Below are 7,573 nucleotides of genomic sequence, written 5' to 3'. Positions count from 1 at the left end.
GGTGGGCACAACGGACGGCGCGCTCGCCGGCGCCCCGGCCCCCTGCACCCCCCACCACCGGGCCGCACCTTCGGCGCACCGTCCAGGCGCAAGGGCCTGGGACCTGTCGTCAAACTCCCTCTGCCTGCGAGGCCTGGCCCCGGCAGGGGGCGCTGTCGCGTGCGCCCCCCGCCCCGCCCTGCGGGACGACTGCCCACACGGGGTGGGGCGTGCGCACCCAGCCCGCAGGCGACGTGGCCGCGCACCGGGTGAGGGCCTCAGCCTCCCCCTCGGTCGGCACGGCGCGTGAAAGCAAAAACCTCAGCCTCCACACGCGGAGGTCCCGCCATCCGGCAGGCGCCGCGCCGCGCCGCACGTGTCAGGCCAGCAGCCCCGACGACCTCCACAACCGCCGTCCCACCCCCCGCAGCACCCCGATGTCGTCCAGGAAGTCCGTCAGGCGGCGCGCGCCGGACTGCATGACCTCGCGGCGGTGCCCGCTCGCCCTCACCTGGGCGACCGCCTCCCGCCGGTCCAGGCCCACCGCCTCGTACACCTGAGGGTTCACGAAGCACGTCGAGAAGACCCGCGCCGCCTCTCCGCAGCTCACCCGGGTGAACTCCTGCTCCCAGCGGGGCGCGGTCACCATCTGACGGCGCAGTTCCTCGCGGGCGTACCGCACATGCCGTGCCTCCTCGACCACATGGATGCGGGTCACCCCGCGCACCAGCGTCTGCACCCGCTCGTCCGGGAACGTCAGCCGCTGCATCCAGTCGAGGATCTCCTCGCCGAGCAGCGTCGAGGCGAACGAGCCCGGCGTCGTGGACACGGTCTTCAGCAGGCGCGCGAGGTTGTGGTAGAGCCTCGGCACCGGGTACGCCGGGGTCCCGCCCTGCTGGATCAGCCGCGCGAACATCATGGAGTGCCGGCATTCGTCCGCTATCTCGGTCAGCGCGTAGCGGACGTGATGGCTGGTCAGCGACTTGTCGTAGATGTGCCGGACGAGCAGCTGCATCAGGATGATCTCGAACCAGACGCCGAGCGACGCGAGCGACGCCGCCTCGTGGCGCGAGAGCGCGAGCCGCTGCTCCTCGGACATCCTGTGCCACAGCGGCGTGTCGTACAGGGAGAGCAGCTCGGGCGGCCAGAACCACTTGCCGTCCTCGAACGGCGCGTCCCAGTCGAGCTCGACATCGGGGTCGTAGGAATGCTTGCGGGAGGACTCCAGGAGCCTTTCGGCGACCTGTTCACGGTCGCGCAGCGGCCCCAGGGCGTCCCTGATGAGGCTGAAGTCCGGCTCCGTGGACTCGGTGAAGGGGGTCATGGCTGCGCACCTCGCTGGGCTCGTCGCGACGGCGTGACGTCACCGGTGGTCACCATTTATCAGACTGCCCGTCAGTAGCGCCGTCAATCCCTTGTGCGCGACTTGTTGACGATCCGTCTACCAACGTGTGAGCCTGGCCTGGCCGCAGGACTCGCACCACGGGAAAGGCCCGACTCCCCCAAGGAGGCGTCAGTGTCGACGCGCGACCTCTACACCACGGCCCCGTCCACCCCGAGCTGGCAGGTCCCCGCCACCGGTGCCGCCCGCTTCTCCTGGGAGTACGAGGAGGGCCGCGAGCGCCTCCTCGCCCTCTACCAGAAGGGCAAGGACAAACAGTGGGACGGCGCCACCCGGATCGACTGGGATCTGGAGGTCGACCCGTACGACCCCCTCGGCACCCCCGACGAGGTCCTGACCCTCCACGGCACCCGGCACTGGGCGAAGATGACCGAGAAGGACAGGGGCGACCTGCGCCGGCACTACGCCTCCTGGCAGTTCAGCCAGTTCCTCCACGGCGAGCAGGGCGCCATGATCTGTGCCGCCCGGATCGTCGAGTCCGTCCCCCACCTGGACGCCAAGTTCTACTCGGCCACCCAGACCATGGACGAGGCCCGGCACGCCGAGATCTACGGCCGCTTCCTCCACGACAAGATCGGCATGCTCTACCCGATCAACGACAACCTGCGGAGCCTCCTCGACGACACCCTGCGCGACTCCCGCTGGGACATGCCGTACCTCGGCATGCAGGTCCTCATCGAGGGCCTCGCCCTCGCCGCCTTCGGCATGATCCGCGACACCACCGACAAGCCGCTGCCCAAGCAGATACTCGCGTACGTGATGCAGGACGAGGCCCGGCACGTCGCCTTCGGCCGGATGGCCCTGCGCGACTACTACAAGCAGCTGTCCGACGCCGAACTCCGCGAACGCGAGGAGTTCGTCATCGAGGGCTGCCACCTGATGCGCGACCGGCTGCGCGGCGTCGAGGTCCTGGAGAACTTCGGCATCCCGCGGAAGGAGGCGGAGGAGCTGACCGAGCAGAGCGAGTTCCTGCACCTCTTCCGCAAGCTGCTCTTCAGCCGGATCGTCCCCTGCGTCAAGGACATCGGCCTCTGGGGCGAACGCCTCCAGAAGGCCTACCTCGACATGGGCGTCTTCGACCTCGGCGACTCCAATCTCGACCTCCTCATGACCCAGGACGAGGAGATCGCGGAACAGCTCGACGCGGAGCGCTTCGCCAAGGAGGAGCAGGCCCGGGTCGCGGAGGTGGCGGACGCGATCGCGGACGGGGCCGCGCAGGGCTGACTCCCCGGAAGAACGGGTTGTCGTACAGGTGACGTAGCGTGCTCGTCATGACCATGCCGCCACCGCCGAACCAGCCGCCCCACAACCCGTACGGCGGGCCGGTGCCGCCCCCGCAGCAGCCCGGCCCGTACGGCGCCCCGCAGGGCTTCCCCCCGGCCGGACACCCCCAACAGGCCTACCCCCAGCACAGTGTTCCGCCGCAGTACCCCGGAGGCCCGGGGCCCGGCCCCGGTGGCTGGGGGCAGCCGCCCATGGGGCCGCCGCCGAAGAAGAAGCTGTCGGCCGGAGCGATCGTCGCCATCGTCGTCGGCTCCCTGGTCGTGGTCGCCGGTATCGGTTACGGGGTCAAGGCCGGGCTCGACGGCGTCACCGGTCCCTTCCCCGCGGCGACGCACAAGCTGGTCGTCCCGCAGACCGTCCTCGACGGTGAGTTCACCCTCGTCTCCGACCTCTCCGACACCCAGGGCAAGGAGATCGAGGACACCCCCGACTTCACCGTGAAGGACGCGACGGCGGCGGTCGGGCAGTACAGCGGCAAGGACGGGTCCGTCCTCGTCCTCTCCGGGCTGTACGGGCAGATCAAGAACCCCGGCACCACCCGCTCGTCCATCCTCAAGGGGGCCGCCACGGACAAGGGCTCCAAGCTCGTCGTCAAGCCCAGGGACTTCACACCCGCCGGATACGGGGTGACCGTCAGCTGCCAGGTCACCACGTCGAGGGACGGACTCAGCACGACGACCCTCCCCATGTGCGCCTGGGGCGACGAGAACACCGCCGCCGCCGTCGCCCTCGTCGGCGCCGGGGAGGCCACGGCCGACCCGAAGGACATCGACCTGGCCGGACTCGCCGAGAAGACGGCCAAGATCCGCGCGGAGATCCGCAAGCCGATCGGCTGACGGCTGCCCGCTGCCGACTGGCGGAGTGCGGAGTGCGGAGTGCGGAGGGCAAAGGGCGGAGGGCGGAGTGCGGAGGGTGCGCAGGCGCCGGGCGGCCGCCGGGACGCAGCCCCGAGCACGCGACCCCGCGCCTTTCCCGCGTCTACCCCCGCGCCTCCTCCTCCAGCCGCAGCGCCTCCTCCATCACCGCCCTCGCGATCGGCGCCGCGCTGCCGCCCCCGCTGATGTCCGTACGGGACGCCTCCGCGTCCTCGACGACCACGGCCACCGCGACCGCCGGCTGGGCCGCGTCCTCCGCCTGTGCCCAGGCGATGAACCAGGCGTACGGGGTGCCGGTGTTGCCGAAGCCGTGCTGGGCCGTGCCCGTCTTGCCGCCGACCCGCGCACCGGGGATCGCCGCGTTCGTCCCCGTCCCCTCCGTCACCGCCTTCACCATCAGCCGCTGGAGCTGCATCGCCGTCGCCGGGTTCATCGCCTGCCGGTAACTGCGGCGGCCCGTGCGGTCGATCGTCGTCCCGCCCGAGGTCGTCGTGCGGTCCACGAGGTACGGCTGGGCGATCTCGCCGTTGTTGGCGACGGCCGACGCCACCAACGCCATCTGGAGCGGCGTCGCCGTCGTGTCGAACTGCCCGATCGACGACAGCGCGAGCTGGTCCGGGCTCATCTCCCGGTCGAAGTTGGACGTGGCCACCCAGGACGGCACCCGCAGCCCCGTGTCGTTGAAGCCGAACTTCCCCACCGCGTCGGCCATCCCCTCCAGACCCACCTCCACCCCGAGGCCGGCCATCACCGTGTTGCACGACCACTGGATCGCGTAGGCGAGGGACGCGTCTCCGCAGCCCTTCGCCTCGTTCGGCAGAACCTGCCGGGTGCCGGGCAGTACGAACGGGTCAGGGGTGTCCGTCGGCGCGTCCACGTCCCGTACCACCCCCGCGTCGAGCGCCGCCGCGGCCGTCACGATCTTGAACGTGGAGCCCGGCGGATACGTCTGCCGCAGCGCCCGGTTCAGCATCGGCTGGTTCGGCGAGGTGGTGAGCCGCTTCCACGCGTCCTTGACGCCCCGCCCCGTACCGGAGAGGACACCCGGGTCGTACGAGGGTGAGCTGACCAGCGCCAGGATGCGGCCGCTGTGCGGCTCGACCGCGACGACCGCGCCCCGTTTCCCGGCGAGGCCCCGGAAGGCCGCCTCCTGCATCGAGCGGCGGATCGTCGTCACGACGTCGCCGCCGGGCTGCCGGCCCCGGGTGAGGTCGTTCCAGAGCGGCAGCGGGGCCAGCATCGGGTCGGTTCCGGCCAGGATCGCGTCCTCGGCGTGCTCGACGAGGGTCGTGCCGTACGTCTGCGAGGAGTACCCGGTGAGCGGCGCGTACAACGGGCCGTGGCGGTAGGTCCGTTCCCAGCGCAGTTGCTGTCCGCTGTCCCGGGAGCCGGTGACGGGCTTCCCGTCGACGACGATCTCGCCGCGCGGCTGCGCGTAGCGGTTGATCGCGATGCGCCGGTTGGCCGGGTTGTCGTCGAGCGACTCGGCCTCGAAGACCATCACGCGCGCGGAGTTGACGAGGAGCGCCACGAGAAGGACGAGACAGAGCGCGGCGGCCCGCCGGGCGTAGCGGATCACGTGGTTCCCCCCGGGGCCTGCGGCCGGATCACGAGGCCCCCTCCTTCACCGGTGCGAGCGTGCCCGTGTCGGCGTCGTCGGGCTGCGGTGCGCGCGCCGAGTCGCTGACCCGGATGAGGAGGGCCACGATCACCCAGTTCGTGACCACCGACGACCCCCCCTGGGCCAGGAACGGCATCGCCATCCCGGTCAGCGGGATCAGGCCCATCACCCCGCCCGCGATCACGAACACCTGGAGCGCCACGATCGAGGCGAGCCCGATGGCGAGGAGCCGCCCGAAGGGGTCCCGCAGCGAGAGGCCGGCGCGGTAGCCGCGGGCGACGAGCAGCGCGTACAGCAGGAAGAGCGCGGTCAGGCCGACGAGCCCCAACTCCTCGCCGGCCGTGGCCAGGATGAAGTCCGACTTGGTGGCGAAGCCGATGAGGACGGAATGGCCGAGACCGAGTCCCGAGCCGAGCATCCCGCCGGCCGCGAACGAGAAGAGCGACTGGGCGAGCTGCCCGGGCCCGTCCCCCGCCCGGATCGAGGCGAACGGGTCGAGCCAGTCCTGCACCCGGCTGTGCACATGTGGTTCGAGCGAGCCGACGAGGAAGGCCCCGGCGGCGGCGAGGACGAGCCCGACCGCGATCCAGCCGGTCCGGCCGGTCGCCACGTACAGCATGATCACGAAGAGGCCGAAGAAGAGCAGCGAGGTGCCCAGGTCCCGTTCGAGGACGAGCACGCCGACGCTCAGCAGCCAGATCGCCACGATCGGTCCGAGCACCCGCCCGGTCGGGAACTGGAACTTCCAGATCCGGCGGCCGGTGTACGCGAGCGCGTTGTGGTTGGCGGCGAGGTACGCGGCGAAGAAGACCGCGAGCAGGATCTTGGCGAACTCGCCCGGCTGGAAGGAGAGACCGCCGAGCCGGATCCAGATCTTGGCGCCGTTCACCGCCGGGAAGAAGATCGGCAGGATCATCAGGGCGAGCGCGGCGGCCACCGACACGTACGCGTACCCCTGGAGCGCGCGATGGTCGCGGAGCAGCAGCACGACCACGATGAAGAGCGTGACCCCGAGCGTCGACCAGATCAGCTGCGTCGCCGCCGCCTGGTCCTTCGGCGTCTCCAGGTCGAGCCGGTAGATCAGCACCAGGCCGAGGCCGTTGAGCAGGACCGCGATCGGCAGGAGCAGCGGATCGGCGTACGGGGCGCGGAACCGGACCGCGAGGTGGGCGACGAGCGCGAGCAGTCCGAGCCCGGCCCCGTAGCGCGCGGCGTCCGGCGGTACGGCCCCGCTGCGGGCGAGGCCGACCTCGGCGTACCCGTAGACGCAGATGAGGACGGCGCAGACGAGGAGGGAGAGTTCCACGCCGCGGCGCTTCGGCATGCGTACCCCGGGCGGGGGAGCGTCCGTGCGCGGTGCGGTCATGGCCGCAACGTAGCAAGCGGTATGCCCTATGTCCCTTTTGTGTGGCGGTGTGCCGTGTGGCGCGGTTCCGTTCCGCGCATTTCGGGCCGGCTCTCCTACTCCCGGCCACGCGGCCGCTCAGCCTGCTCGCGGCCCTTCCGGGAGGCCGCGCCGTCAGTCCTCCGGCGTCGCGTCCACGAGGCTCACGTACTCCGGCAGCCGCAGCCGGGCCTCGGCGCCCTCGCCGTCGGCGGCGCGCGCGAAGACGAGCTCGGCGCCGATCACCTCCGCCTGCCCCACCGCGATCGTCAGCCCGAGGCCGTGCCCCTTGCCCCCGCTCTCGGTGCGGAACCGCTGCGGCCCCGACTCCAGGAGATACGCGGGATAGCCGGGGCCGTGGTCCCGTACGGACACCACGGGGCCGTCCACCGTCAGGACCACCGGCGGAGCCCCGTGCTTGTGCGCGTTGGCGATCAGATTGCCCAGCACCCGCTCCAGACGCCGCCGGTCCGTCTCCACCGTCGTGTCCCGCACGACCCGTACCTCGGTCTCGGTGCCCGAGGCGCGCACCACCCGCTCGGCGAGCGGACCGAGTTCGTGCACGGCCAGGTCGACGGTCTCGTTGCGGGCGTCGAGGCGCGAGATCTCCAGGAGGTCCTCGGTCAGCCCGCGCATCGCCCGCACCCTGTCCCGTACCAGCTCCGACGGCCGTCCCTCCGGCAGCAGCTCGGCGGCCGCGGAGAGGCCGGTGAGCGGGGTGCGCAGCTCGTGCGCCACGTCGGCGGTGAACCGCTGCTCGCTCTGCAGCTTGCTCTGCAGCGAGGAGGCCATCGTGTCGAGCGCCCCGGACACCGTGGCCACCTCGTCCTGCGGGCGCGAGGAGTCCTTCGTACGGGGGTCGTCGACGCGTGCGTCGAGATCGCCCGCGCTGATCCGGCGGGCCACCTGGGCGGTGAGGTGCAGCCGCCGGGTGACCCGGGTGACGGCGAAGACGCCCACGAGCAGCGTCGCCCCGATCGCGAGCACGGAGGAGCCGAGGATCGAGCGGTCGAGCGCGTCGATCGTCT

At 71.5% G+C, this 7,573-nt stretch carries 6 protein-coding genes; 2 read left to right on the top strand and 4 right to left on the bottom strand.

Annotated elements, in window-relative coordinates; translation table 11 throughout:
- Positions 1-358 precede the first annotated feature (358 nt).
- Entirely contained in the window at positions 359-1,303 is a 945-nt protein-coding gene (locus tag AOK00_RS28660; RefSeq protein WP_055603152.1) for an AurF N-oxygenase family protein, read from the bottom strand.
- A 192-nt stretch (positions 1,304-1,495) separates the two neighbouring features.
- Between AOK00_RS28660 and AOK00_RS28655 the strand changes: the two genes are divergently transcribed.
- Together AOK00_RS28655 and AOK00_RS28650 are read left to right on the top strand one after the other, a co-directional pair.
- A complete protein-coding gene (locus AOK00_RS28655; RefSeq protein ID WP_055603151.1) occupies positions 1,496-2,605 on the top strand; it encodes a ferritin-like domain-containing protein in 1,110 nt (369 codons plus the stop codon).
- 47 nt (positions 2,606-2,652) lie between these two features.
- Positions 2,653-3,501, top strand: a complete 849-nt coding sequence (locus AOK00_RS28650) for a hypothetical protein (protein WP_173861658.1) — start codon at positions 2,653-2,655, stop codon at positions 3,499-3,501.
- A 142-nt stretch (positions 3,502-3,643) separates the two neighbouring features.
- Here the strand turns inward: AOK00_RS28650 and AOK00_RS28645 are convergent, their stop codons facing one another.
- The 3 genes from AOK00_RS28645 to AOK00_RS28635 all read right to left on the bottom strand — a co-directional run.
- Positions 3,644-5,119: a penicillin-binding transpeptidase domain-containing protein gene (locus AOK00_RS28645; protein WP_055603149.1), complete on the bottom strand. Its 1,476-nt coding sequence runs from the start codon at positions 5,117-5,119 to the stop codon at positions 3,644-3,646.
- A gap of 28 nt (positions 5,120-5,147) precedes the next feature.
- A complete protein-coding gene (locus AOK00_RS28640; RefSeq protein WP_055603148.1) occupies positions 5,148-6,527 on the bottom strand; it encodes an FtsW/RodA/SpoVE family cell cycle protein in 1,380 nt (459 codons plus the stop codon).
- A gap of 153 nt (positions 6,528-6,680) precedes the next feature.
- The coding region (locus tag AOK00_RS28635; RefSeq protein WP_055603147.1) for a sensor histidine kinase at positions 6,681-7,573 on the bottom strand (893 nt) is incomplete at its 5' end.

This window comes from Streptomyces aureus (assembly GCF_001418135.1).
Classification (GTDB): Bacteria; Actinomycetota; Actinomycetes; order Streptomycetales; family Streptomycetaceae; genus Streptomyces; species Streptomyces aureus_A.
Note: the sequence above shows the minus strand (reverse complement) of the source record. Positions and strands in the feature narration are given on the sequence as shown.